The 23,484-nt window shown below is 61.7% G+C and carries 22 protein-coding genes; 14 read left to right on the top strand and 8 right to left on the bottom strand.

Features of this window, described 5'->3' with window-relative positions; translation table 11 throughout:
• Positions 1-134: 134 nt before the first annotated feature.
• Positions 135-809, top strand: coding sequence for a RadC family protein (gene radC, locus VRB54_RS23670; protein WP_338478961.1), 675 nt, complete (start codon positions 135-137; stop codon positions 807-809).
• Positions 810-827: 18 nt separating this feature from the next.
• On the opposite strand, the gene VRB54_RS23665 is transcribed toward radC, so the two are convergent.
• Entirely contained in the window at positions 828-2,420 is a 1,593-nt protein-coding gene (locus VRB54_RS23665) for an ABC transporter substrate-binding protein (RefSeq protein ID WP_338478960.1), read from the bottom strand.
• 458 nt (positions 2,421-2,878) lie between these two features.
• Between VRB54_RS23665 and rpmB the strand changes: the two genes are divergently transcribed.
• On the top strand, positions 2,879-3,112 hold the full coding sequence (rpmB, locus tag VRB54_RS23660; RefSeq protein WP_003176907.1) for a 50S ribosomal protein L28: 234 nt from the start codon (positions 2,879-2,881) through the stop codon (positions 3,110-3,112).
• Between the two features lie 11 nt (positions 3,113-3,123).
• On the top strand, positions 3,124-3,279 hold the full coding sequence (gene rpmG, locus VRB54_RS23655; protein WP_003176906.1) for a 50S ribosomal protein L33: 156 nt from the start codon (positions 3,124-3,126) through the stop codon (positions 3,277-3,279).
• Between the two features lie 71 nt (positions 3,280-3,350).
• Here the strand turns inward: rpmG and VRB54_RS23650 are convergent, their stop codons facing one another.
• Positions 3,351-3,713, bottom strand: coding sequence for a cupin domain-containing protein (locus VRB54_RS23650; RefSeq protein WP_209986437.1), 363 nt, complete (start codon positions 3,711-3,713; stop codon positions 3,351-3,353).
• A 226-nt stretch (positions 3,714-3,939) separates the two neighbouring features.
• Here VRB54_RS23650 and VRB54_RS23645 point away from each other — a divergent pair, with 226 nt between their 5' ends.
• Entirely contained in the window at positions 3,940-5,433 is a 1,494-nt protein-coding gene (locus VRB54_RS23645; protein WP_338478959.1) for an aldehyde dehydrogenase, read from the top strand.
• A gap of 151 nt (positions 5,434-5,584) precedes the next feature.
• On the top strand, positions 5,585-6,727 hold the full coding sequence (locus VRB54_RS23640; protein ID WP_338478958.1) for an MFS transporter: 1,143 nt from the start codon (positions 5,585-5,587) through the stop codon (positions 6,725-6,727).
• 12 nt (positions 6,728-6,739) lie between these two features.
• Here VRB54_RS23640 and VRB54_RS23635 read toward each other — a convergent pair whose 3' ends face one another.
• Positions 6,740-8,308, bottom strand: coding sequence for a phospholipase D family protein (locus tag VRB54_RS23635; RefSeq protein ID WP_338478957.1), 1,569 nt, complete (start codon positions 8,306-8,308; stop codon positions 6,740-6,742).
• A 62-nt stretch (positions 8,309-8,370) separates the two neighbouring features.
• A complete protein-coding gene (locus VRB54_RS23630) occupies positions 8,371-9,795 on the bottom strand; it encodes a PLP-dependent aminotransferase family protein (protein ID WP_338478956.1) in 1,425 nt (474 codons plus the stop codon).
• Between the two features lie 165 nt (positions 9,796-9,960).
• Here VRB54_RS23630 and VRB54_RS23625 point away from each other — a divergent pair, with 165 nt between their 5' ends.
• The gene (locus VRB54_RS23625; protein WP_338478955.1) at positions 9,961-10,185 is read left to right on the top strand and encodes a DUF1127 domain-containing protein; all 225 of its coding nucleotides are present in this window, start codon (positions 9,961-9,963) and stop codon (positions 10,183-10,185) included.
• On the opposite strand, the gene VRB54_RS23620 is transcribed toward VRB54_RS23625, so the two are convergent.
• Positions 10,186-11,478, bottom strand: a complete 1,293-nt coding sequence (locus tag VRB54_RS23620) for an FAD-binding oxidoreductase (RefSeq protein WP_338478954.1) — start codon at positions 11,476-11,478, stop codon at positions 10,186-10,188.
• Between the two features lie 114 nt (positions 11,479-11,592).
• Between VRB54_RS23620 and VRB54_RS23615 the strand changes: the two genes are divergently transcribed.
• Positions 11,593-11,946, top strand: coding sequence for a YkgJ family cysteine cluster protein (locus VRB54_RS23615; protein ID WP_209986414.1), 354 nt, complete (start codon positions 11,593-11,595; stop codon positions 11,944-11,946).
• 17 nt (positions 11,947-11,963) lie between these two features.
• Here VRB54_RS23615 and VRB54_RS23610 read toward each other — a convergent pair whose 3' ends face one another.
• Positions 11,964-12,452, bottom strand: coding sequence for an Lrp/AsnC ligand binding domain-containing protein (locus VRB54_RS23610; protein ID WP_003206849.1), 489 nt, complete (start codon positions 12,450-12,452; stop codon positions 11,964-11,966).
• Between the two features lie 155 nt (positions 12,453-12,607).
• Between VRB54_RS23610 and dadA the strand changes: the two genes are divergently transcribed.
• The 6 genes from dadA to VRB54_RS23580 all read left to right on the top strand — a co-directional run bounded on the left by dadA (position 12,608) and on the right by VRB54_RS23580 (position 18,598).
• A complete protein-coding gene (dadA, locus tag VRB54_RS23605) occupies positions 12,608-13,909 on the top strand; it encodes a D-amino acid dehydrogenase (RefSeq protein WP_338478953.1) in 1,302 nt (433 codons plus the stop codon).
• Positions 13,881-14,234: a RidA family protein gene (locus VRB54_RS23600; RefSeq protein ID WP_338478952.1), complete on the top strand. Its 354-nt coding sequence runs from the start codon at positions 13,881-13,883 to the stop codon at positions 14,232-14,234. The genes dadA and VRB54_RS23600 overlap by 29 nt, the downstream gene beginning before the upstream one ends.
• Before the next feature lie 77 nt (positions 14,235-14,311).
• A complete protein-coding gene (gene alr, locus VRB54_RS23595; protein ID WP_338478951.1) occupies positions 14,312-15,385 on the top strand; it encodes an alanine racemase in 1,074 nt (357 codons plus the stop codon).
• 116 nt (positions 15,386-15,501) lie between these two features.
• Entirely contained in the window at positions 15,502-16,050 is a 549-nt protein-coding gene (locus VRB54_RS23590; protein ID WP_338478950.1) for a cupin domain-containing protein, read from the top strand.
• 66 nt (positions 16,051-16,116) lie between these two features.
• Positions 16,117-16,542 (top strand): c-type cytochrome, encoded by a 426-nt coding sequence (locus VRB54_RS23585; protein WP_338481151.1) that lies wholly within the window; start codon positions 16,117-16,119, stop codon positions 16,540-16,542.
• Between the two features lie 133 nt (positions 16,543-16,675).
• Positions 16,676-18,598, top strand: a complete 1,923-nt coding sequence (locus tag VRB54_RS23580; protein ID WP_338478949.1) for an acetyl-CoA hydrolase/transferase C-terminal domain-containing protein — start codon at positions 16,676-16,678, stop codon at positions 18,596-18,598.
• A 287-nt stretch (positions 18,599-18,885) separates the two neighbouring features.
• Here VRB54_RS23580 and VRB54_RS23575 read toward each other — a convergent pair whose 3' ends face one another.
• Positions 18,886-19,455, bottom strand: a complete 570-nt coding sequence (locus tag VRB54_RS23575) for a xanthine phosphoribosyltransferase (RefSeq protein ID WP_338478948.1) — start codon at positions 19,453-19,455, stop codon at positions 18,886-18,888.
• A gap of 58 nt (positions 19,456-19,513) precedes the next feature.
• A complete protein-coding gene (gene rep, locus VRB54_RS23570) occupies positions 19,514-21,523 on the bottom strand; it encodes a DNA helicase Rep (RefSeq protein ID WP_057006374.1) in 2,010 nt (669 codons plus the stop codon).
• Positions 21,524-21,779: 256 nt separating this feature from the next.
• Between rep and VRB54_RS23565 the strand changes: the two genes are divergently transcribed.
• Entirely contained in the window at positions 21,780-23,444 is a 1,665-nt protein-coding gene (locus VRB54_RS23565; protein ID WP_338478947.1) for a bifunctional diguanylate cyclase/phosphodiesterase, read from the top strand.
• Positions 23,445-23,484 lie beyond the last annotated feature (40 nt).

Genomic DNA, 23,484 nt, shown 5'->3' with positions numbered 1-23,484 from the left:
CAGTGAAGCCAGTTCAGTGACGCCCGCGATGCCTGCTCCCCAGGTGAAATCGCAGGCAAAAAAGAGGGCCTACGATAACACAGCGCCCGCCTGGCAACAGCGGCGCGCGGGGTGCATATGGAGAGGGATGTGACATGAGTATTCGCGATTGGCCAGCCGCTGAACGGCCGCGAGAGAGGCTTCTGGAATGGGGCGCCGCGAGTCTGTCCGACGCCGAATTGCTGGCGATCTTCCTGCGTACCGGGGTTTGCGGCCTGAGCGCGGTGGACCTGGCGCGTCATTTGTTGACGCGCTTTGGCGGCCTGCGCCCGCTGCTGGAGGCGAGCCAGACACTGTTCAACCAGCAATTGGGCCTGGGCCCGGCAAAATACGCCCAACTGCAGGCGGTGCTGGAAATAGCCCGGCGCCATATGGCCGAGGGTTTGCGCCATTATTCGGTGCTGGAAAGCCCCGAAGCCGTGCGTGATTACCTCAAGGCGCTGCTGCGCCATGAGCCTCACGAGATTTTTGGCTGCCTGTTTCTCGACTCAAGGCACCGCGTGCTGGGTTTCGAGGCCTTGTCCCAAGGCACCATCGACAAGGCGCAGGTTTATCCCCGGCAGGTGGTCAAGCGTGCGTTGGCTTACAACGCCGCGGCGTTGATCCTGTGCCACAACCATCCTTCGGGCAGTGTCGAGCCCAGCGCGGCTGATCGAAAATTGACCAGGACCTTGCAAAGTGCCCTGGAAATGGTGGATGTGCGGGTGCTGGATCACATCATCGTGGGGGACGGTGATCCATTGTCGATGGCGGAGTACGGGTGGATGTAATGCCACCCGCCGCAGCGATTACGGTTTGACGTTGACCCTGGAGAAATCCTGCCGGCCAAACGGACTTACCTGATACCCCTCGACATTCTTGCGCGTCAGGGCAAACGCTGTCGGATGTGCCAACGGCAACCACAGCGCCTGCTGCTGGATCTGCGCCTGGGCCTGCTGATACAGCTTGCTGCGCACCCCTTGCTCGCTGGTGGTCTTGCCGGCACTGATGAGTTTGTCCAGCGCAGGGTCGCAATAGCGGGCGAAGTTGGTGCCGGATTTGACTGCCGCGCAGGAAAATTGCGGGGTCAGGAAGTTATCCGGGTCGCCATTGTCACCGGCCCAGCCCATGAACAGCAGGTCATGCTCACCGGCCTTGGCGCGGCGGATCAGCTCGCCCCATTCGATCACGCGGATTTCGGCCTGAATGCCCACCTTGGCCAGGTCCGCCTGCAACAGCTGTGCGCCCAGATTCGGGTTGGGGTTCAGCAGGCTACCGGTGGGGCGCGTCCAGATAGTGGTTTTGAAGCCGTCCTTGAGTCCGGCACGCGCCAGCAGCGCCTTGGCCTTGGCGAGGTCCTGTGGATAACCCGGCAAGTCTTTGGCGTAGCTCCAGGTATTGGGCGGGAACGGACCGTTGGCTGCTTCGGCAGTGCCTTCAAACACCGCTTTAAGATAGCTGTCCTTGTCGAAGGCCAGGTTGATGGCCTGGCGCACTTCCGGCTTGTCCAGCGGTGGATGCTGGCTGTTGATGGCAACGAAAGCGGTCATGAACGCTGCGGTTTTTTCCACCTTGAGCGCCGGGTCTTTCTCGGCTTCGCCCACATCCAGCGGCTTGGGCGACAGGGCGATCTGGCATTCGTCACGGTGCAGTTTCTGCAGACGCACGTTGGCGTCAGGGGTAATGGCAAAGATCAGGTTGTCCACCGCCGGTTTACCGGCGAAGTACTCCGGGTTGGCCTTGTAACGCACCACGGCGTCCTTCTGGAACCGCGTGAAGACGAACGGGCCGGTGCCTATGGGCTGGCTGTTGAGCTTCTCCGGGGTGCCGGACTTGAGCAGTTTGTCGGCGTATTCGGCCGGGTAGATCGAGGCAAAGCCCATGCTCAGCGCCGCAAGGAAGGTCGAGTCGGCGTGATCCAGGGTAAAGCGCACCGTCAGCGGGTCGAGGGCATCGATCTTCTTGACCAGCGTGGGCAATTGCAGGGATTGCGCGTGGGGGAAGCCGCTCTGGGCGATCTTGTGCCACGGGTTGGCCGGGTCGAGCATGCGTTCGAAGCTGAAGCGCACGTCTTCCGCCGTGAGGGTACGGCTTGGTGTGAAATACGCGGTGCGATGGAATTTCACGTCGGGGTGCAGCTTGAAGGTGTAGGTCAGGCCGTCCGGCGAGACGTCCCAGCTGTCCGCCAGGCTAGGCACCAGCTTGCCGCTGGCTGCGTCATAGTCCACCAGGCGGTTCATCAGCACATCGGCCGAGGCATTGGTGGTGGTCAGCGAGTTGTACTGCACCACATCGAACCCTTCGGGACTGGCCTCGGTGCACACGCTCAGGTTGGTGGCAGCAGACGCCAGCGGGGCGATGAAGAAAGGGGCTAGCAGGAACGGTAGGGCAGCGAGGCGCATAGTCGGTTTCCTTTGCAGATCGAAGGCCCATCTGCGAGTGCAGTCTGGAAAAGTCCTACCGTAGTGGTCTGATGAATAAATGACTAGCCCATTTTTGCCTGTGCTTTTGCCGCAAATGCTGTTTTGATGGCGCCTCAGACGGTTTCGCGCTGCCCTTTGCGGTGCGCGCGAGCGCTGAAAATCATTCTGTGCGACGAGCGGTCGGCTGTGACAGCGGCCCCTCCTGGCAACGGTTCAGGCGACAACAGCGCAGATTTACTCCGGTAAAAACATACGGGCTGTTGTTGCGCCAGGGTCTTTCTGGTATAAAGCAGCGCTCTTTTCTAGGGGCCCGGTTCCTTCACTGTAGGTGTAGCCGGTAAGACCCTTAAAGAAACGCGGCGCCTGGCGCCAAATGACTGAGAGATTAAGCGGCCAACCCATGCCGGGTTGGGCATGTGGTTTTAGAGGGCTGAGGCATGTCGAGAGTCTGTCAAGTTACCGGTAAGGGTCCGGTGACTGGGAATAACATTTCCCACGCAAATAACAAAACCCGTCGTCGTTTCCTGCCGAACCTGCAGCATCACCGCTTCTGGGTTGAAGAAGAGAAACGTTTTGTTCGCCTGCGTGTATCTGCCAAAGGCATGCGTATCATCGACAAGCGTGGCATCACTGTCGTGCTGGCCGAAATCCGCGCCGCCGGCAAGATCTAAGGAGCTCTATCATGCGTGAATTGATTCGAATGATCTCTAGCGCCGGTACTGGTCACTTCTACACTACCGACAAGAACAAGCGTACTACCCCGGACAAGCTCGAAAAGAAAATGTTCGACCCGCGCGTTCGCAAGCACGTGATCTACAAAGAAGGCAAAATCAAGTAATTGGTTTTCCTCCTTGTGAAAAAAGCCCGTTTCTCACGATTCGGGCTTTTTTTTGCCTGGAATTTGCCTGATCAGGCTTTCTGTTCGAACACCACGTAGATCTTGCGGCACGCCTCCAACACTTCCCAGGTACCGCTGAAGCCAGCCGGTATCACGAAGCGGTCGCCGGCGCGCAGGGTTTTGGCGTTGCCGTCGCCATCGCGCAATACCGACACACCCTGCACAATCTCGCAGTACTCGTGCTCGGTGTAGTTGACCTTCCACTGCCCGACTTCACCTTCCCACACCCCGGCGCTCATCTGGCCGCACGGACTGTTGTAGTGGTTGTAGAGAGTCTGTTCGGGATCGCCTTTGAGGATTTTTTCGGCGGCAGGGCGATAGCGTTCAGGGGCGGTGCTGGCTTGGCTGAAGTCGACGATATCCTGGATGCTCATGTGCGTGTCCCGTCTGGCCTGCGGTAGGAGAGCCCAAAGTCTATGTTTATTAAAATGAACATCGCAAGGGCGTTTTCCGGCGTTATGTCAAATATATTGAAACATCACCGGCCGCTGGTTTAGGGTGGCAGCTGCCTTGAGCCGAACAGCAGGCTGGCCGGGCACGCATTCTTTAAGGCCGCCGGGCATAGCCCGGCCCTTGTATTCATAAGAGGAGGACACTCGCATGACCACCCTGACCCGTGCCGACTGGGAACAACGCGCCAAGGACCTGAAGATCGAAGGTCGCGCCTACATCAATGGCGAATACACCGCTGCCGTTTCCGGTGACACCTTCGAATGCATCAGCCCGGTCGACGGCCGCCTGCTGGCCACTATCGCCAGTTGCGACGTCGCCGACGCCCAGCGCGCCGTCGAAAACGCCCGCGCCACCTTCAATTCCGGTGTCTGGTCACGCCTGGCGCCGGCCAAGCGCAAAGCCACCATGATCCGTTTCGCCGCGCTGCTCAAGGCCAATGCCGAAGAGCTGGCGCTGCTTGAAACCCTGGACATGGGCAAGCCGATCAGCGACTCCCTGAACATCGACGTGCCCGGCGCCGCCAATGCGCTGAGCTGGAGTGGCGAGGCGATCGACAAGATCTACGATGAAGTCGCCGCCACTCCGCACGATCAACTGGGCCTGGTCACCCGCGAGCCGGTCGGCGTGGTTGGCGCTATTGTGCCGTGGAACTTCCCGCTGATGATGGCCTGCTGGAAACTGGGCCCTGCGCTGTCCACCGGTAACTCGGTGATCCTCAAGCCGTCCGAAAAATCCCCGCTGACCGCCATCCGCATCGCCGCCCTGGCCGTTGAAGCCGGTATTCCCAAAGGCGTGTTCAACGTGCTGCCGGGCTACGGCCACACCGTGGGGAATGCGCTGGCGCTGCACATGGACGTCGACACCCTGGTGTTCACCGGTTCGACCAAAATTGCCAAGCAACTGCTGATCCGCTCCGGCGAATCGAACATGAAGCGCGTCTGGCTGGAAGCCGGCGGCAAGAGCCCGAACATCGTGTTCGCCGATGCGCCGGACCTGCAGGCCGCCGCCAAATCCGCCGCCAGCGCCATCGCCTTCAACCAGGGTGAAGTCTGCACTGCCGGTTCGCGCCTGCTGGTCGAGCGTTCGATCAAGGACAGCTTCCTGCCGCTGGTGATCGAAGCCCTCAAAGGCTGGAAGCCAGGCAACCCGCTGGACCCGGCCACCACCGTGGGCGCGCTGGTGGACACCCAGCAGATGAACACCGTGCTGTCGTACATCGAAGCCGGCCATGCGGACGGCGCCAAGCTGGTCGTTGGCGGCAAGCGGATCCTTGAGGAAACCGGTGGCACCTACGTCGAGCCGACGATCTTCGACGGCGTGACCAATGCCATGAAAATCGCCCAGGAAGAGATCTTCGGCCCGGTGCTGTCGGTGATCACCTTCGACAGTGCTGAAGAGGCGGTCAAGATCGCCAACGACACCGTCTACGGCCTGGCCGCTGCGGTGTGGACCGCCGATATCTCCAAGGCACACCTGACCGCCAAGGCGCTGCGTGCGGGCAGTGTGTGGGTCAACCAGTACGACGGCGGCGATATGACCGCGCCGTTTGGTGGTTTCAAGCAGTCGGGTAATGGTCGCGACAAGTCGCTGCATGCGTTCGACAAATACACCGAACTGAAGTCCACCTGGATCAAGCTCTAACCAGCACAGCAGTACAAATGTGGGAGGGGGCTTGCCCCCGATAGCAGTGTGTCAGGCACCATAAGTGCGGGCTGATCCACCGCTATCGGGGGACAAGCTCCCTCCCACACTGTTTTGTGTGTACTCAAGAATTATCCACAGGAGCATGGCAATGCGTTGGGCGACCTACTTCGCCGTGTTGGCCTCGGTACTCAGCGTCGGCCTGGCGTTGGGCGTGAGCATGCCGCTGGTGTCCCTGCGCCTTGAAGGCTGGGGCTACGGCAGTTTCGCCATTGGCGTGATGGCGGCGATGCCGGCGTTTGGCGTGCTGCTTGGCGCCAAGGTGTCCAGCCGGCTGGCGGCGTGGCTTGGCACGGCCAACCTGATGCGCCTGTGCCTGTGGGCAGGGGCTGTGTCCATCGGCCTGCTGGCGATTCTGCCCAGCTACCCGGTGTGGCTGGTACTGCGGCTGATGATTGGGGTGATCCTGACCATTGTGTTTATCCTCGGCGAAAGCTGGATCAACCAACTGGTGGTGGAGCAGTGGCGCGGCCGGCTGGTAGCGCTGTATGGCTGCAGTTATGCGCTGAGCCAATTGTCGGGGCCGCTGCTGTTGGGCGTGATCGGCACCGGGCATGACTATGGTTTCTGGGTGGGTGTGGGCCTGCTGCTGGTGGCGCCGCTGTTATTGCTGGGCCGCTCTGGCGCGCCGACGGCCGATGCCTTCAGTGTGACCTTCGGCGAGCTGTGGCGCTTCTGCCTGAGCCTGCCCGCGATTGCCTGGGCGGTGGCGCTGTTCGCCGCGTTCGAGGCGATGATTCTGACGCTGCTGCCGGTGTATTGCCTGCAGCAGGGCTTTACCGCAGAGGTTGCATTGGCGATGGTCAGCACGGTGGTGGTCGGCGATGCGCTGCTGCAATTGCCTATCGGCGCCCTGGCGGATTACCTGCCACGGCGCACCTTGTTCCTGAGTTGTGCGGTGCTGTTGCTGGCATCGAGCCTGGCGATTCCCTTGGTGATGCATACGCCGCTGATCTGGCCGGTGTGGGTGCTGTTCGGTGCAAGTGCGGGTGGGTTGTTTACGCTGTCGCTGATTCTGATCGGCGAACGGTATCGCGATGATGCGCTGGTGCGCGCCAATGCCCACGTGGCGCAGCTGTGGGGCATCGGTTGCCTGATCGGCCCGCTGGTGGCCGGTGCGGGCAGCCAGTGGATCAGCGGGCATGCGCTGCCGTTGCTGATGGCGGCAGGGGCGTTCGGGTTGGTCATACTTTTGCTGCGCCAGGGCGCATTCGGCACCGCCCAACCCGCCTGATCTGTATTGCTTTTAAAGCATGCGTTCCAGGCCAACGCTGGTGGCAAACCACGCATTGAAGCGCCGCCACCAGTTGCCCGGCTCGCGGGTCAGGGTGTGCATCTGGCCGTTATCCTCGGTCACCCACACCACGTTGCCATCCTGCAGTTTCGCCTCATAACTCAAGGCTGGCGCCATGCCTTGCAGCGCCAGGTTGCGCACGTGTTCGGCCAGCTCCGGGCTGTCGACCAGCACGCCCACTTCGGTGTTCCACAGCACCGAGCGCGGGTCGAAGTTGAATGAGCCGATAAACGACTTCTCCCGGTCAAAGATCATCGCCTTGCTGTGCAGGCTGGAGTCCGAGCCACGGAAGCTGCCGCGCCGGAACAGGTGCGGCCCGCTGCCGGCACTGGGGTCGCCGGGCTGGCGACGCAGTTCATAGAGTTTCACGCCGTGTTCCAGCAACGCCTTGCGATACGGCGCGTAGCCGCCGTGCACGGCTGGCACGTCGGTGGCTTCCAGCGAGTTGGTCAGCAGGCTTACCGATACGCCGGCGTCGGCGCGCCCGGTCAAATACACCAGCCCCGGCTGGCCGGGCACGAAGTACGCCGAGATCATCATCAGCTCTTGCTTGACGCCTTCCAGCTCCGGCGCCAATTGGGTGGTCAGGAGCAGGCGCGGGTCCGGGTCGGCCTTGGCCAGCACTTTGCTCGGCGCGTCCCACAGCGCCTGGTTCCAGGCCCAGATCAGTTCGCGCCGCCAGATGTCCATGCGCGGTTGGGTCTGGTAGGTGCGCAAGCGGTTGTACAGCACGTGATTCTGCTGGCGCGATTCGGCCAGTGAGGCCTCCAGCCGCTTGCGTGCAACCGCCAGGTCGCCTTTGGTGGGCACGTTGGAGACAAACTCATCGATGGGTTTGCTCAGGGCGCTGTTCCAGTACTGATCGAAACTGTGGCCCAGTTGCTCGGCCACAGGTCCAACGCTGAGCATGTCGATGTCGGTGAAATTCAGGTTTGGCTCGGCGTCGAAGTACTCGTCCCCCAGATTGCGACCGCCCACGATGGCCACGCTGTTGTCCGCCAGCCACAGCTTGTTGTGCATGCGCCGGTGTTGCAGCGACAGGTTGAACAGGCGGCCCATGGCCCGGGTGACGCCGGTGCTGCGCCCCAGGTGCAGCGGGTTGAACAGGCGAATGTCGATTTTGGGATGGGCGGCGAGGGTGGCGATGATCTGGTCGAGGCCGTCGCTGGTGGTGTCATCGAGCAGGATGCGGATGCGCACGCCACGGTCGGCGGCCTTGAGCAATTCATCCACCAGCATGCGCGTGCTGATGCCGTCGTGAACGATGTAGTACTGCAGGTCGAGGCTGCTCTGGGCATTGCGGATCAGTTCGGCGCGGGCCATGAAGGCTTCGCTGCTGTTGGGCAACAGCCGAAAGCCTGACTGGCCCTGATGCGGCGCCGCCTGGGCCTGGATCGAGCGGCCGAATGACGATTGCGCGGCGGGCAGCGCGTCGCTGGGGATACGCGGTGCGCTCGTGGTGGCGCAACCGCCCAGCGCCAGGGCGCCCAACAGGCAAAACGGTAAAAGCCGTCGAATCATCAAGGGCGTGGTTTCCAGATCAGGGCGGTTGTCGACATCTGACGACGAGTTTACGGGAAAGGTCAGTGCGCCGCCTCGGCCAGCAGGGTGATCGCGGCGGCGCCGACCTTGCGCACGGCTTCTTCAATCTGCGGCGTCGGCCTGGCAGCGTAGTTCATGCGCAGGCAATTGCGGTACTTGCCCGACGCAGAAAAGATGCTGCCCACCGCCACCTGTACGCCTTGTTCCACCAGTACGCGGTTGAGCTTCAAGGTGTCGAAGCCCTCCGGCAACTCTATCCACAGCATGAAGCTGCCCTGTGGCCGGCTGGCGCGGGTGCCAGCGGGGAAATAGCGGCTGACCCAGTCGAGCATCAGGTCGCGCTGACGCTGATATTGCGTGCGCATGCGCCGCAAGTGCGGCTCGAAATGCCCGCCCTTGAGAAATTCGGCAATCGCAATCTGCGGCTGGGTGGCGGTAGAACCGGTGCTGATGTATTTCATGTGCAGCACCCGCTCCAGGTAACGGCCTGGCGCCACCCAGCCGATGCGCAGGCCCGGCGCCAAGGTTTTCGAGAACGAACTGCACAGCAGTACGCGACCGTCTTCGTCGAAGGACTTGATGGTGCGCGGGCGCGGGTAGCTGTAGGCCAGTTCGCCATACACGTCGTCTTCGATGATCGCGACGTCAAAGCGCTGGGCCAGGGTCAGCAGTGCGCGCTTGCGTGCCTCGGGCATGATGTAGCCCAGCGGGTTGTTGCAGTTGGGGGTCAGTTGAATGACTTTGATCGGCCACTGTTCCAGGGCCAGTTCAAGCGCTTCCAGGCTGATACCGGTGAGCGGGTCGGTGGGGATTTCCAGGGCTTTCATGCCCAGGCCCTTGAGTGTCTGCATGGCGCCATGAAAGCTGGGCGAGTCCACCGCCACGATATCGCCGGGTTCGCAAATCGCGTGGATGCTGGCCGACAGCGCTTCGTGGCAGCCGGTGGTGATCACAATGTCGTCGGCGGTCAACTGGCAACCGGAATCCAGTGACAGCCGCGCAATTTGCTCACGCAGTTCCAGACAGCCGAGGATCGTGTCGTAATACAGGCCCGGCATGTCCTGGCGCCGACTCACGCGGGCGAGGCTGCGCAGCAGCGGTTTGAGGGTGGGCGACAATACATCCGGCATGCCGCGACCTAGCTGTATGACATCCTTGCGCGGCACTGCGCGGATCAGTTCCAGAACCTGATCCCACTGCGAGATTTCAACCGGCCGCTGCGCCGGGCGGCCCACTTCGGGCAGCGCCGGCAGCTCACGGCTCACCGGTACGAAGTAGCCCGACTTGGGCCTGGGCGTCGCCAGGCCGCTGTCTTCCAGCACGCGATAAGCCTGTTGCACGGTGCTCAGGCTGACGCCGTGCTCCACGCTCAAAGCCCGCACTGAAGGCAGGCGGTCGCCGGGGCGGTAGAAGCCCTGTTCGATCCGGGTGCCGAGCAATTCGGCAAGATTGACGTAAAGAGTCATGACGGCCATTCCAGGGGACCAATACAGATAGGCGAAAAATACAGGATTCAACCATGAATGGGCAGCATCTGTATGGATTTAATAAAGCTGTATTGGATCTGTATTGGTTTTACTGCAGCACCCATGCTTGTCACTCAAGGCAACGAGCCAACAAGGGGCAGCAACATGAACGGGATCTGCGATGTGCGGCTGGCGCTACAGGGTCAGGAACTGGAAGCCGGGCGGAGGCGCGTGCGGTCGGCGCCTGCCCGGGAACGCTGGGATTTGTTCTGGCTGCGTCGCCATACCCGCAAGGCCCTGCTGACGCTGACCCGGGAGCAATTGCGTGACATCGGCCTGACTGAAGAACAGGCGCGCGAGGAAGGACTCAAGCCGTTCTGGCGCGGCTGATCACACCAGCTCTTTGAGACGATGCCAAAGCATGCCCAGGGCCAGCAGCGGTGAGCGCAAATGCTTGCCGCCGGGGAAGGTCATGTGCGGCACCTGGGCGAACAGGTCGAAGCGCCCCTGTTGCTGGCCGCTGATGGCTTCGGCCAGCAGCCTGCCGGCCAGGTGGGTGGCATTCAGGCCATGCCCCGCGTAGGCCTGCGCGTAATACACATTGGGTTGGTCCGCCAGCCGGCCAATCTGCGGCAGACGGTTGGCGCCGATGCCAATCATGCCGCCCCATTGGTAGTCGATCTTCACGTTGCCCAGTTGCGGGAACACCTTCAGCATCTTGGGCCGCATGTAGGCACCGATATCCTGGGGATCGCGCCCGGAATAGTGGCAGGCACCGCCGAACAGCAGGCGGCGGTCGGCAGACAGGCGGAAGTAATCCACCGTGACCCGCTGATCACATACGGCCATGTTTTGCGGCAACAGCCTGGCAGCCTGCGCCTCGTCCAACGGTTCGGTGGCGATGATGTAGCTGCCGGCGGGCAGTACTTTGCCGCTCAAGTGCGGGTTGAGCTCGTTCAGGTAGGCGTTGCAGGCCAGCACCAGGGTCTTGGCGCGTACCTGGCCGTGGGTTGTGTGCACGGTGACCTCGGGGCCGTAGTCGATGCGCGTGACCTCGGATTGTTCGAACAGTCGTACCCCCAGTCGCTGCGCGGCGTTCGCTTCGCCCAGCGCCAGGTTCAACGGGTGCAGGTGGCCGGAACCCATGTCGATCATGCCGCCCACATAGCGCTCGGAGCCGATCACACTGCCCATCTCTGAGGCTTGCAGCAGGCGCACTTCGTGGCGATAGCCGAGGCTGCGCAGTTCTTCGGCGTCTTCGGCCAGGCCTTGCAGGTCGCGGGGCTTGTTGGCCAGGTCGCAATAGCCCCAGGTGAGATCGCAGGGGATCTGGAAGCGTTCGACGCGTTCACGCACGATTTCCACCGCTTCCAGACCCATGAGTTTCATCTGGCGCACGCCGTCGCTGCCGATCACGTTGGCGAACTGGTCCAGGCCATGGCCGACGCCGCGAATCAGCTGACCGCCGTTGCGCCCGCTGGCGCCCCAGCCAATTTTGCGCGCCTCCAGCAACACCACGCTGAAGCCGCGCTCGGCCAGCTCCAGCGCCGTGTTGAGCCCCGAATAACCGCCGCCGATCACGCACACGTCGGCGCTCACGTCGCCTGCAAGCGCCGGGTAATCGGGCTGCGGCACGCTGCTGGCGGCGTAGTAGGACGTGGTGTGTCGGGCGCTGGTGGTCATGGGAACCTCCCTGTGTGAAAAATTTGACGCAGGATACAACGGTCGAGCGGAGCTGTCTGTGGGCGGCGTTTTGCGGCAGAATCCACGCCTGTTCGCCGTTTGGTATGGGTTTCGATGAGTTGCAACAGCCAGAAAATCAGCGCACTGCGCAAGCAGATTCCTTCGTTCGAGTGCGTCCCCGGCTGCCATGACTGCTGTGGGCCGGTGACCACCTCGCCCGAGGAAATGTCACGCCTGCCGCGCAAGACTGCTGCCGAACAGGATGCGGCAATGGATGAGCTGAACTGTGTGCACCTGGGGCCCAACGGCTGCACCGTGTATGACGAGCGCCCGCTGATTTGCAGGCTGTTTGGCACAACCAAAACCCTGCCTTGCCCCAATGGGCGGCGGCCGGTGGAGTTGATCCATCCGCGGGTGGAGAAGCAGATTCACGCATACATGGCCAGCACCCGGCAGGTGCTGGTCTAGCAATTGAATGCGCGCGGTTAGTCTGGAATTGGCAGGTTCAGGCTCTCCTTCACCTCTTCCATCACGATATAGCTCTTGGATTCGCGCACATGGGGCAGCTTGAGCAGGATGTCGCCGAGCAGTTTGCGGTACGACGCCATCTCGGAAATCCGCGCTTTCACCAGGTAGTCGAAGTCGCCTGACACCAGGTGGCACTCCAGCACATGGGGCAGTTTCAGCACGGCGCGGCGGAACTCCTCAAAGGTGTCGCCCGACTTGTAATCGAGGCTGATCTCGACAAATACCAGCAAACTCCCCTTCAAATGCTGCGGATTGAGCCGCGCGTTGTAGCCCATGATGATCCCCTCGCGCTCCAGGCGCCGCACCCGCTCGGTACAGGGCGTGGTCGACAGCCCGACCTTTTCCCCCAGCTCCGTGAACGAAATACGCCCATCGGCTTGCAGGATGCGCAGGATATTACGGTCGATCTTGTCCAGCTCCCGCTTGGTCTGGGTGTTGGTACGCATAGGGGATACGCCTCTGTGAAAAGGGTTTTTGCCGAGAATTGTCGCCAAATATAGGCACTTATATAGTGAAATGCACTGGACATTCTTTTTTACACTGCGCCCATCATTGCTCCAATAACACACGTCAGCGGCTGAGCCCGCGATGAGGATAAAAAATGCGCGTTCTGGTTTTGGGTAGCGGCGTCATTGGTGTGACCAGTGCCTACTATTTGGCACGGGCCGGCTATGAGGTGGTTGTGGTCGACCGTCAGCCTGCCGCTGCCATGGAAACCAGCTTCGCCAACGCCGGCCAGGTGTCGCCAGGCTATGCCTCGCCGTGGGCCGCGCCGGGCGTGCCGCTCAAGGCGATCAAGTGGTTGCTGCAACGCCACGCGCCGCTGGCGATCAAGGCCACTGCCGATATCGACCAATACCTGTGGATGGCGCAAATGCTGCGCAACTGTACGGCCAGCCGCTATGCGGTGAACAAGGAGCGCATGGTGCGTCTGTCCGAGTACAGCCGCGATTGCCTCGACGAATTACGCGCCGAAACCGGCATTGCCTACGAAGGCCGCAGCCTTGGGACGACGCAGTTGTTCCGCACCCAGGCGCAGCTCGACGGCGCTGCCAAGGACATCGCCGTGCTGCAGGAGTCGGGTGTGCCGTTCGAGTTGCTCGACCGCGCCGGCATCGCCCGCGTTGAGCCGGCCCTGGCCAGTGTCACCGATATTCTTGCCGGCGCCCTGCGCCTGCCGAACGACCAGACCGGCGATTGCCAGCTGTTCACCACGCGCCTGGCTGACATGTGCAGGCAGTTGGGTGTGGAGTTCCGCTTCGAACAGGATATCCAGCGCCTCGACTGGGCCGGCGACCGCGTCAATGGTGTGTGGGTCGACGGCAAACTGGAAACCGCCGACCGCTACGTACTGGCCTTGGGCAGTTACTCGCCCAAGCTGCTCAAACCGCTGGGGATCAAGGCGCCGGTGTACCCGCTCAAGGGTTACTCGTTGACTGTGCCGATCACCAACCCGGCGATGGCGCCAACGTCGACCATTCTCGACGAGACCTACAAGGTCGCGATCACCCGTTTCGACAACCGCATCCGTGTCGGCGGCATGGCCGAAATAGCCGGTTTTGACCTGTCGCTGAACCCGCGTCGACGCGAAACCCTGGAGATGATCGTCAACGACCTTTATCCTCAGGGCGGCGATCTGGCCCAGGCGAATTTCTGGACCGGCCTGCGCCCGACCACGCCCGATGGCACGCCGATTGTGGGTGCCACCCCATTCAGGAACCTGTTCCTCAATACCGGTCATGGCACCCTCGGCTGGACCATGGCCTGTGGCTCCGGTCGCTTGCTGGCCGACCTGATCGCGCGTAAAACTCCGCAGATCAGCGCCGAAGGCCTCGATATTTCCCGTTATGGTAGTCACCAGGAGTCCGCAAAACATGTCCATCCAGCGCCAGCTCACCAATGAGCGCATGAGTCAGATTGTGGTCCACAGCGGCACTGTATATCTGGCGGGGCAGGTCGGCGACGACATGAGCGCCGGTATCGCACAGCAGACCCGCGAAACCCTGGTCAACATCGAGCGTTTGCTGGACCTCGCCGGTACCGACAAAACGCGGTTGCTGTCGGTGACCATCTACCTCAAAGACATTGACGCCGATTTTGCCGGCATGAACGCGGTATGGGACCAGTGGCTGCCCAAGGGTGTCGCCCCGGCTCGCGCCACGGTTGAGGCCAAGCTGTGCGAACCGGACATTCTGGTAGAGCTGTCAGTCGTGGCAGCGTTGCCATAAATACCGATCCGGCGCCGACGCGTTCAGTCGGTGTCGTTTTTTTTACCTTGCCGCCTACTGGATAGAAGCCTGCCGCCATGCGTCCTGCCCGTGCCCTCATTGATCTCCAGGCCCTGCGCCACAACTACCAATTGGCCCGTGAGGTCGCGGGAGCCAAGGCCCTCGCGGTGGTCAAGGCCGACGCCTATGGCCACGGCGCTGTGCGGGTGGCCCAGGCGCTGGAAGCCGAGGCTGACGGGTTTGCCGTGGCGTGCATCGAGGAAGCCCTGGAACTGCGAGAGGCCGGCATTCGTGCGCCGGTGCTGCTGCTGGAAGGGTTCTTCGAAGCCGACGAACTGCCGCTGATCATCGAGCACGATTTCTGGTGCGTGGTGCATTCGTTGTGGCAACTGGAGGCCATCGAACAGGCCCCCTTGAGCAAACCGCTGACCGTCTGGCTCAAGCTCGACTCGGGCATGCACCGCGTCGGTCTGCATCCCGAGGATTACCCGTCGGCTTATCAGCGCCTGCTGGCCAGCGGCAAGACGGCAAAGATCGTACTCATGAGCCATTTCGCCCGTGCCGATGAACTCGACTGCGTGCGCAGTGATGAACAGGTGGCGGTGTTCGACGCGGCGCGTCAGGGCTTGCCTGCCGAGGTCAGCCTGCGCAATTCACCGTCGGTGATGGGCTGGCCACACGTGTCCAGCGACTGGGTGCGCCCCGGCATCATGCTGTACGGCGCCACCCCGTTTGGCGAAGACCAGGCCATCGCCGCGCGCCTGCAGCCGGTGATGACTTTGGAGTCGAAAGTGATTTGCGTGCGTGATCTGCCGGCCGGCGAGCCGGTGGGTTACGGCGCCAGGTTCATCACGCCCAGGCCGATGCGCGTCGGCGTGGTGGCCATGGGTTACGCCGACGGCTACCCGCGCCATGCGCCTACCGGCACGCCGGTGCTGGTGGCGGGTCAGCGCAGTCAGTTGTTAGGGCGTGTGTCCATGGACATGCTGTGCGTCGATCTCACGGATATCCCGCAGGCCGGCCTGGGTTCCACCGTGGAGCTGTGGGGCAAACACATTCTTGCCAGTGACGTAGCCGCTGCCGCCGAGACCATCCCCTATCAGATCTTCTGCAATCTGCGCCGCGTGCCAAGGCTCTATTGCGGCGCTTGATCGCAAGCGAGCGAGACGGCCGTCCGGGATTCAGGCCCAAGTGTTGTAAATACTGAACGCTGTCGCCATGATAACGCTCAACTACAACAAAGCCTGAATCCCAGGAGGCACCAGCATTGGACGTCGGCGAACGACTGCAATCCATCCGTAAACTCAAAGGTCTTTCCCAGCGTGAGCTTGCCAAGCGCGCGGGCGTTACCAACAGCACCATTTCGATGATCGAAAAAAACAGCGTCAGCCCCTCGATCAGCTCCTTGCGCAAGGTGTTGGGCGGTATCCCCATGTCCATGGTTGAGTTCTTTTCCGAGGAGATTCTCCAGGAAGTACCCACGCAGATCGTCTATAAAGCCCACGAGCTGATCGACATTTCCGACGGCGCCGTCACCATGAAGCTGGTCGACCGGGCGCACCCCAGCCGGGCGATTGCGTTTCTCAACGAAATATACCCGCCGGGTGCCGACACGGGCGAAGAAATGCTCACCCACGAAGGCGAGGAAACCGGGATCCTGGTGGAGGGGCGTCTGGAGCTGGTGGTCGATCTTGAAACGTTTGTGCTCGAAGCGGGCGATAGCTACTACTTCGAGAGCAGCAGACCTCATCGTTTTCGCAACCCGTTCGACGTGCCGGCGCGACTGATCAGCGCAGCCACCCCCGCGAATTTTTAAGCAATGAGGCGCGCTGCCTGCGAAACCCTGGCCGCAGGCGTGAACAGCCACCATGAGGGTGAACGCGTGAACCGGATCAGTAGAATGCTGGCTGCACCAGTCACCTTGTTGGCCCTGTTGGCTTTCAGCGCCCAGGCGGCAACCGACGACGACATTGCCAAGCGTCTGGAGCCCGTAGGCCAGGTTTGTGTTCAGGGTCAGGTCTGCACAGGCACGGACGTTGGCGTAGCAGCAGGCGGCGCCAGTGCGAGGTCGCCGGATGAGGTGATCGCCCAGCATTGCACCGCATGTCACAGCGCCGGCTTGTTGAGCGCGCCGAAAATCGGCGATGCGGCAGACTGGGGTAAACGCGCCCAGGAGCAGGGTGGTCTTGATGGTTTGCTTGCCAAAGCCATCACCGGTATCAATGCCATGCCGCCCAAGGGCACCTGCGGGGATTGCTCGGATGACGAACTCAAGGGCGCCATCGAGAAAATGTCTGGGTTGAAATAATTCGATCTTCGCCAAAAAGCCGCTGACCCGCGGCTTTTTTTGTGAGCGTCATTTGTGTTTCGATGCTGTTCATTGCAGCAAAGACCCGGCAATCTCGGTCCAATCCCACATCATGGAATGTCAGGAGGGTCGGATGGTGCAGTTGTGTTCAATCGAGCAAGCAGTTGACGACGTACTGGCGCGGTTGCCAGCGCATATCCACTTGGGCATCCCTCTGGGTCTGGGCAAACCCAATCAGTTCGTCAATGCGCTTTACCGGCGTATCGCCACGCTGCCGGACCGCGCCTTGACTGTCTACACCGCACTCAGCCTGGGCCGCCCGACGATGGGCGACGGCTTGCAGAAACGCTTCCTCGAACCCTTCATCGAGCGCGTGTTTGGCGATTACCCCGAGCTGGATTTCCTCGCTGACCTGAACAAGGACAGCCTGCCGAAGAACATCCGCGTGCAGCAGTTTTTCATGCAGCCCGGCAGCCTGCTGCACAGTGCGGCCGCGCAGCAGGATTACGTCAGCAGCAACTACAGCCACGCGGCGCGCGATATCAACGCCGCCGGGCTGAACCTGGTGGCGCAACTGGTTGCGAGCAGCCCTGAACATCCCGACCGCCTGAGCCTGAGCTGCAACCCGGATATTTCCCTCGACCTGTTGCCGATGATCGCCAAGCGCCGCGAAGCCGGGGAAACCATTCTCGTCGTCGGCCAGGTGCACAGCGATTTGCCCTACATGCCCGGCGATGCCGAGCTGGGCATGGATGCCTTCGATTACCTGCTCGACGAGAAAGACAACACCACGCTGTTCTCCACGCCCAATATGCCGGTGGGCTTCCAGGACCACTTTATCGGCGTGCATGCCAGCACCCTGGTGCGCGATGGCGGCACGTTGCAGATCGGCATCGGCTCCATGGGGGACGCGCTGACCGCCGCCTTGCTTGCGCGCCAGGCCGATAATGAGGCTTACCGCCTGCTGCTCACCGACCTGAATGTGTACCAGTGGGCGCGCCTGATCAGCCGTGAAGGCGGTGTCGATCCCTTCGTCCGTGGCCTCTACGGCTGCAGCGAAATGTTCGTCAACGGCCTTCTGGTGCTGGCGGATGCGGGGATCATACGGCGCAAGGTCTACCCGGATGTGGCGACTCAGGAGCAGGCCAACGCCGGCCTGCTCGATGATGCGGCGCAGCCCGACGGCGTGTCGGTTCACGGCGGCTTCTTCCTGGGGCCCCGCAGTTTTTACCAGCGCCTGCAGGAAATGACGCACGCCAAGCGCCTTGAATTCAACATGACACGCATCAGCTACATCAACGAGCTGTATGGCCAGGAAGAACTCAAGCGCTTGCAACGCCTGGATGCGCGATTCATCAACAGCGCGATCATGGTGACCCTGCTCGGCGCCGGCGTGGCTGACCAGCTTGAAGATGGCCGGGTACTCAGCGGCGTCGGCGGGCAGTACAACTTCGTCGCCCAAGGGCATGCGCTGGAAGGTGCACGCTCGATCCTGATCCTGCGCAGCTGGCGCGAGTCGGCGGGGGAGGTCAGCTCCAATATCGTCTGGGAATATGGCCACTGCACCATTCCTCGGCACCTGCGCGATATCGTCATCACCGAGTACGGCATCGCCGACCTGCGGGGTCAGACCGATGCCCAGGTGATCGAGGCGCTGCTCAATATCACCGACTCACGGTTCCAGGGTGACCTGATCGAGCGCGCGCAAAAGGCCGGCAAGTTGCCCAGGGATTTTCAGCTGGATCCGCGCTTTCGTGACAACACGCCAGAGCGCTTGAAAGCGATTCAGGCGCGGCATGGCCGGTTGTTCCCGGAGTACCCGCTGGGCACTGATTTTACCGACGAAGAACGGGATCTGTTGCGCGCGTTGAATTGGCTCAAGAGCAAATTCAAGCTGACGGAGATTCTTGAGCTGGGCCGTGCGGCGCTGGATGCGCCGGAGCCGGAGGCCTTTCCCAGGCACCTGGCGCGAATGCGCCTGGACACGCCGGAAGGCCTGAAAGAGGACTTGTATCAGCGCCTGCTGCTCGCGGGCCTCCAAGCCACCGCACACTGAAAGACCCACGCAAATGAGTTATCTCAGGCAATCCGCTTCCTTGTGGCGAGCGGGCTTGTTGTGGCGAGCGGGCTTGCCCCGCGTTGGGGTGCGAAGCGCCCCCAATTAAGAAAAGCGCGGTGTACCTGATACTGCTCAGAGCCTTCTTTGGGGCTGCTGTGCAGCCCAACGCAGGGCAAGCCTGCTCGCCACAACAGGCCGGCTCACCACAGAGGCTCCAGTTTTCTGCGCGACAGCGCCAAGTCGCAAATTTGGCGGAGCCTCCCACATTTTAGAGCTGTGTTGGCTTAGATGAAGGTGACGACACCACCGGCCAGGGATTTCACCCGCGCCAGCGATTCAACCCGATAGCCCTGCGCATCGAGTTCCGCACGGCCGCCCTGGAACGACTTCTCGATCACGATGCCCAGCCCGGCAACGGTCGCGCCGACCTGCTTGATGATCGAGATCAGTGCCTGGGAGGCTTTGCCGTTGGCCAAAAAGTCATCGATCACCAATACGCGGTCGCTGCTGGTCAAGTGGCGCGGCGAAATGGCCACGGTGCTTTCGGTCTTCTTGGTGAAGGAATACACGGTCGCCGACAGCAGGTTTTCGGTCAGGGTCAGGGACTGCTGCTTGCGGGCGAAAATCACCGGCACGCCCAGATTCAGGCCAGTCATGATCGCCGGCGCGATGCCCGAGGCTTCGATGGTGACAATCTTGGTGATGCCCGAATCCTTGAACAGCGCGGCGAACTCGTCGCCGATCAGTTTCATCAGCGCCGGATCGATCTGGTGGTTCAAGAAGGCGTCGACCTTGAGAACCTGATCGGAAAGCACGATGCCTTCTTCGCGAATTTTCTTGTGCAGTGCTTCCACGGAAAGCTTCCTCTAATGGCGCGGTCTGCGCCGAAAGTAGATTAAAAAGTAGTCGATTCTAGCGCTTTAACATCGCGCGTATGTCGGCCAGGGCAGTGTTGCCGCGAACGGCCTTGACCTCGGTTGGGGTGTCGTCGTTGCCTTCCCAGGCCAGATCGTCCGGCGGCAGTTCGTCCAGGAACCGGCTGGGGGCGCAATCGATGATTTCGCCGTATTGCTTGCGCTTGGCGGCAAAGGTGAAGGCCAGCGTCTGACGTGCGCGGGTAATGCCCACATAGGCCAGTCGGCGTTCTTCCTCAATGGTGTCGGCTTCGATGCTGGAACGGTGCGGGAGAATTTCCTCCTCCATGCCCATGATGAACACGTAGGGAAATTCCAGGCCTTTGGAGGCATGCAAGGTCATCATCTGCACGCCTTCGGCGCCGTCTTCCTCTTCCTGCTGGCGCTCGAGCATGTCGCGCAGCACCAGCTTGCCGATGGCGTCTTCGACGGTCATTTCGCCGTCTTCGTCTTTTTCCAGGGTGTTTTTCAGCGCGTCGATCAGGAACCAGACGTTGCCCATGCGGTAATCGGCGGCCTTGTCGCTGGAGCTGTTGGTACGCAGCCAGTTCTCGTAATCGATGTCCATGACCATGCTGCGCAGGGCGCTGATCGGGTCTTCGCCGGCGCATTGTTCACGCACCTTGTCCATGAAGCGCTTGAAGCGCGCCAGGCGATCGGTGAAGCGCGTGTCCAGGTGCTCGCCCAGGCCGATTTCATCGGTGGCGGCGTACATCGAGATCTTGCGTTCGGTGGCGTAGTTACCGAGCTTTTCCAGCGTAGTCGAACCGATTTCCCGGCGTGGGACATTGATCACCCGCAGGAAGGCGTTGTCGTCATCGGGGTTCACGATCAGCCGGAAGTAGGCCATCAGGTCTTTGACTTCCTGGCGCCCGAAGAAGCTGTTGCCGCCCGACAGGCGATAGGGAATCTGATGGTGCTGCAGCTTCAACTCGATCAATTTGGCCTGGTAGTTGCCGCGATACAGGATGGCGAAATCGCTGTAGGGCCGGTCGGTCCGCAGGTGCAGCGTGAGCAGTTCAACCGCCACGCGCTCGGCTTCGGCGTCTTCGTTGCGGCAGCGGATCACGCGGATCTCGTCGCCATGGCCCATCTCGCTCCACAGCTGTTTTTCAAACTCATGGGGGTTGTTGGAGATCAGCACGTTGGCGCACCGCAGGATGCGGCTGGTGGAGCGGTAGTTCTGTTCCAGCATGACGACCTTCAAGGAGGGGTAGTCGTCCTTGAGCAGCATCAGGTTTTCCGGGCGGGCGCCGCGCCAGGCGTAGATCGACTGGTCATCGTCGCCGACCACGGTGAACTGGTTGCGCGTGCCGATCAGCAGCTTCACCAGCAGATACTGGCTGGCGTTGGTGTCCTGGTATTCGTCCACCAGCAGGTAGCGCACCTTGTTCTGCCACTTTTCGAGGATGTCCTTGTGTTCCTGGAACAGCTTTACCGGCAGCAGGATCAGGTCGTCGAAGTCCACCGCGTTGAACGCCTTGAGCGTGCGCTGGTAGTGGGTGTAGACGATGGCGGCGGTCTGCTCCTTGGGATTGCGCGCCGCTTCCAGCGCCTCGGCAGGCAGGATCAGGTCGTTTTTCCACGACCCGATCATGTTCTTGATCTCGTCGACGCCGTCGTCGCCCGCGTATTCCTTCTGCATGATGTCGGTCATCAGCGACTTGACGTCGGTCTCGTCGAAGATCGAAAAGCCCGGCTTGTAGCCCAGCCGCGCATGCTCCTTGCGGATGATGTTCAGCCCCAGGTTGTGGAACGTACACACGGTGAGCCCACGGCCTTCGCCACCCTTGAGCAGGGTGCCGACGCGCTCTTTCATTTCCCGCGCCGCCTTGTTGGTAAAAGTCATGGCGACGATGTACTGGGCACGGATGCCGCAGTTCTGGATCAGGTGCGCGATCTTGCGGGTGATCACGCTGGTTTTGCCGGAGCCCGCGCCGGCGAGCACCAATAGAGGGCCGCCGACGTAGTTCACGGCTTCTTGCTGCCGGGGATTGAGTCGGGACATACAGAATTCGGGAAGTCGTTGTTCAAAAGGGCGGGCATTTTAACAGGCTGGCAAGATTCTGCTGCTCTGGATCGACGGTGTGACGTACCACTCGATCTAAATTTGCCGGTTTTGTTACTTTGCCGCAGGATGTGACGCGTTTTCAGGTCTTTTTCTGACAACTTGCGTATTTGATAACCCCTATCATTGGTGATTATCAGGCCGCACGTCATAATGCCCGCCGCCAACGAAATTTTGCAGAGTCTAGGGAGCTAGCTTGGCTACGCCTGTCGAACCCTTGCGTTTGCTGCTGCTGTCCGATGCGCCTGAGTGGGCAGCCTTGTTGCGCGAGTGCCTGGCGCCGATGGGCGACGCAGCTGTGTTGATCAGCGCGCCCAACTGGGACTCGGTGAGCCGTCTATTCGATGACGACCACAGCGCCGTGTTGTTGACCACCCCCGGCCTGCAACCCGGGCCAGGCCGCTGCAGCCTGCCGTGCGTATTGCTGCTGGAGGAGGAGCCGCTGGTTTCACCGCTGGGGGTCAGTGACTGGCTGGTGCGTGATGCACTGGACGCCGGCACGGTGCGCCGTTGCCTGCGCCATGTGCGTGAACGTGGCGTGCTCGAACACACACTGCAGCGTCTGGCCGAGCAGGACCCGCTCACGGGGATCGCCAACCGTCAGGGCTTCCAGACCCTGTTGGCGGCGCGGCTGGCCGATAATGAAGGACGCGGCCTGGCCCTCGGTCACCTGGACCTCGACAATTTCCGCCACGCCAACGACGCCCTCGGCCATCAAGCCGGCGACCGGCTGATCCTGCAAGTGGTCTCACGGCTCAAGAGCCAACTCGAAGCCGGCGACCAGTTGGCACGCCTGGGCAGCGACGAATTCGCCCTGTTGATCGACACCCGCCGCGCACCCCAGCGCGCTGAATGGATGGCTGAGCGCATCACCCAGGTCATGGCCGAGCCGTACTGGGTGGACGGTGAAAGCCTGCTGATCGGCTGCAGCCTGGGCGTGGCCCATGCCCGCGCGCGCGCCGGCGCCGACCCGTTGATGTGGCATGCGCACATCGCCATGCAGCAAGCCAAGAGCACCCAGGGCTGCACCTTTCATATCTTCAACGAGCGCATCAACCGCAATGCGCGCAGCCTTGCCGACCTCGAAAGCGAACTGCGCCGCGCCTTGCGCCGCGACGAGCTGGAACTGCATTACCAGCCGCGCCTGGACCTGGGCGACGGCCGTATCGTCGGCCTCGAAGCCCTGGTGCGCTGGCGCCACGGCGAGCGCGGGCTGCTGGCGCCCAGCGAATTCGTGCCCCTGGCCGAACAGAGCGGCCTGATCGTGCCGCTGGGTTACTGGGTGATCTCCCGCGCCCTGCGCGACATGCAGGACCTGCGCGAGCGTGGCCTGCCGCCGCTGCACATGGCGGTCAACCTGTCGTTTCGCCAGTTCCAGGACAGCCAGTTGCTGTCCACCCTCAGTCGGCTGATCACCGAGCGTGGCGTGGAAGCACAATGGCTGGAATTCGAGCTGACCGAAACCGCCGTGATGCGCCGCAGTGATCTGGTCAAGCAGACCATGGACGCCCTCGGCCGCCTCGGCGTGCGGTTTTCTCTGGACGACTTTGGCACCGGCTTTTCGTCGTTCGTGCACCTCAACAGCCTGCCGATTGCCTTGCTGAAGGTCGACAAGAGCTTTGTCGGCGGCATGGAAGAGCGCGAAGAGAACCGCAAGCTGGTCCATGCCATGATCAACCTGGCCCACAACCTCAACCTGGAAGTGGTGGCCGAAGGCGTGGAAACGCCGGAGCAACTGGCGTTGCTGCGCCTGTTCGGCTGCGACCAGGCCCAGGGCTACCTGATCAGCAAGCCGTTGCCGTTGCCGGAGTTAGTGCAGTATCTGACTCACGGCAAGGGCCAACAGGCGCAACTGGGCTGACGTGAAAACCCCATAAACGGTGGGAGAGAGCAAGCCGCTT

Source organism: Pseudomonas trivialis, from assembly GCF_036864995.1.
In the GTDB taxonomy this organism is placed as follows: domain Bacteria; phylum Pseudomonadota; class Gammaproteobacteria; order Pseudomonadales; family Pseudomonadaceae; genus Aquipseudomonas; species Aquipseudomonas trivialis.
The sequence above is the reverse complement of the archived record's forward strand: the minus strand, read 5'-3'. Positions and strand labels throughout refer to the sequence as shown.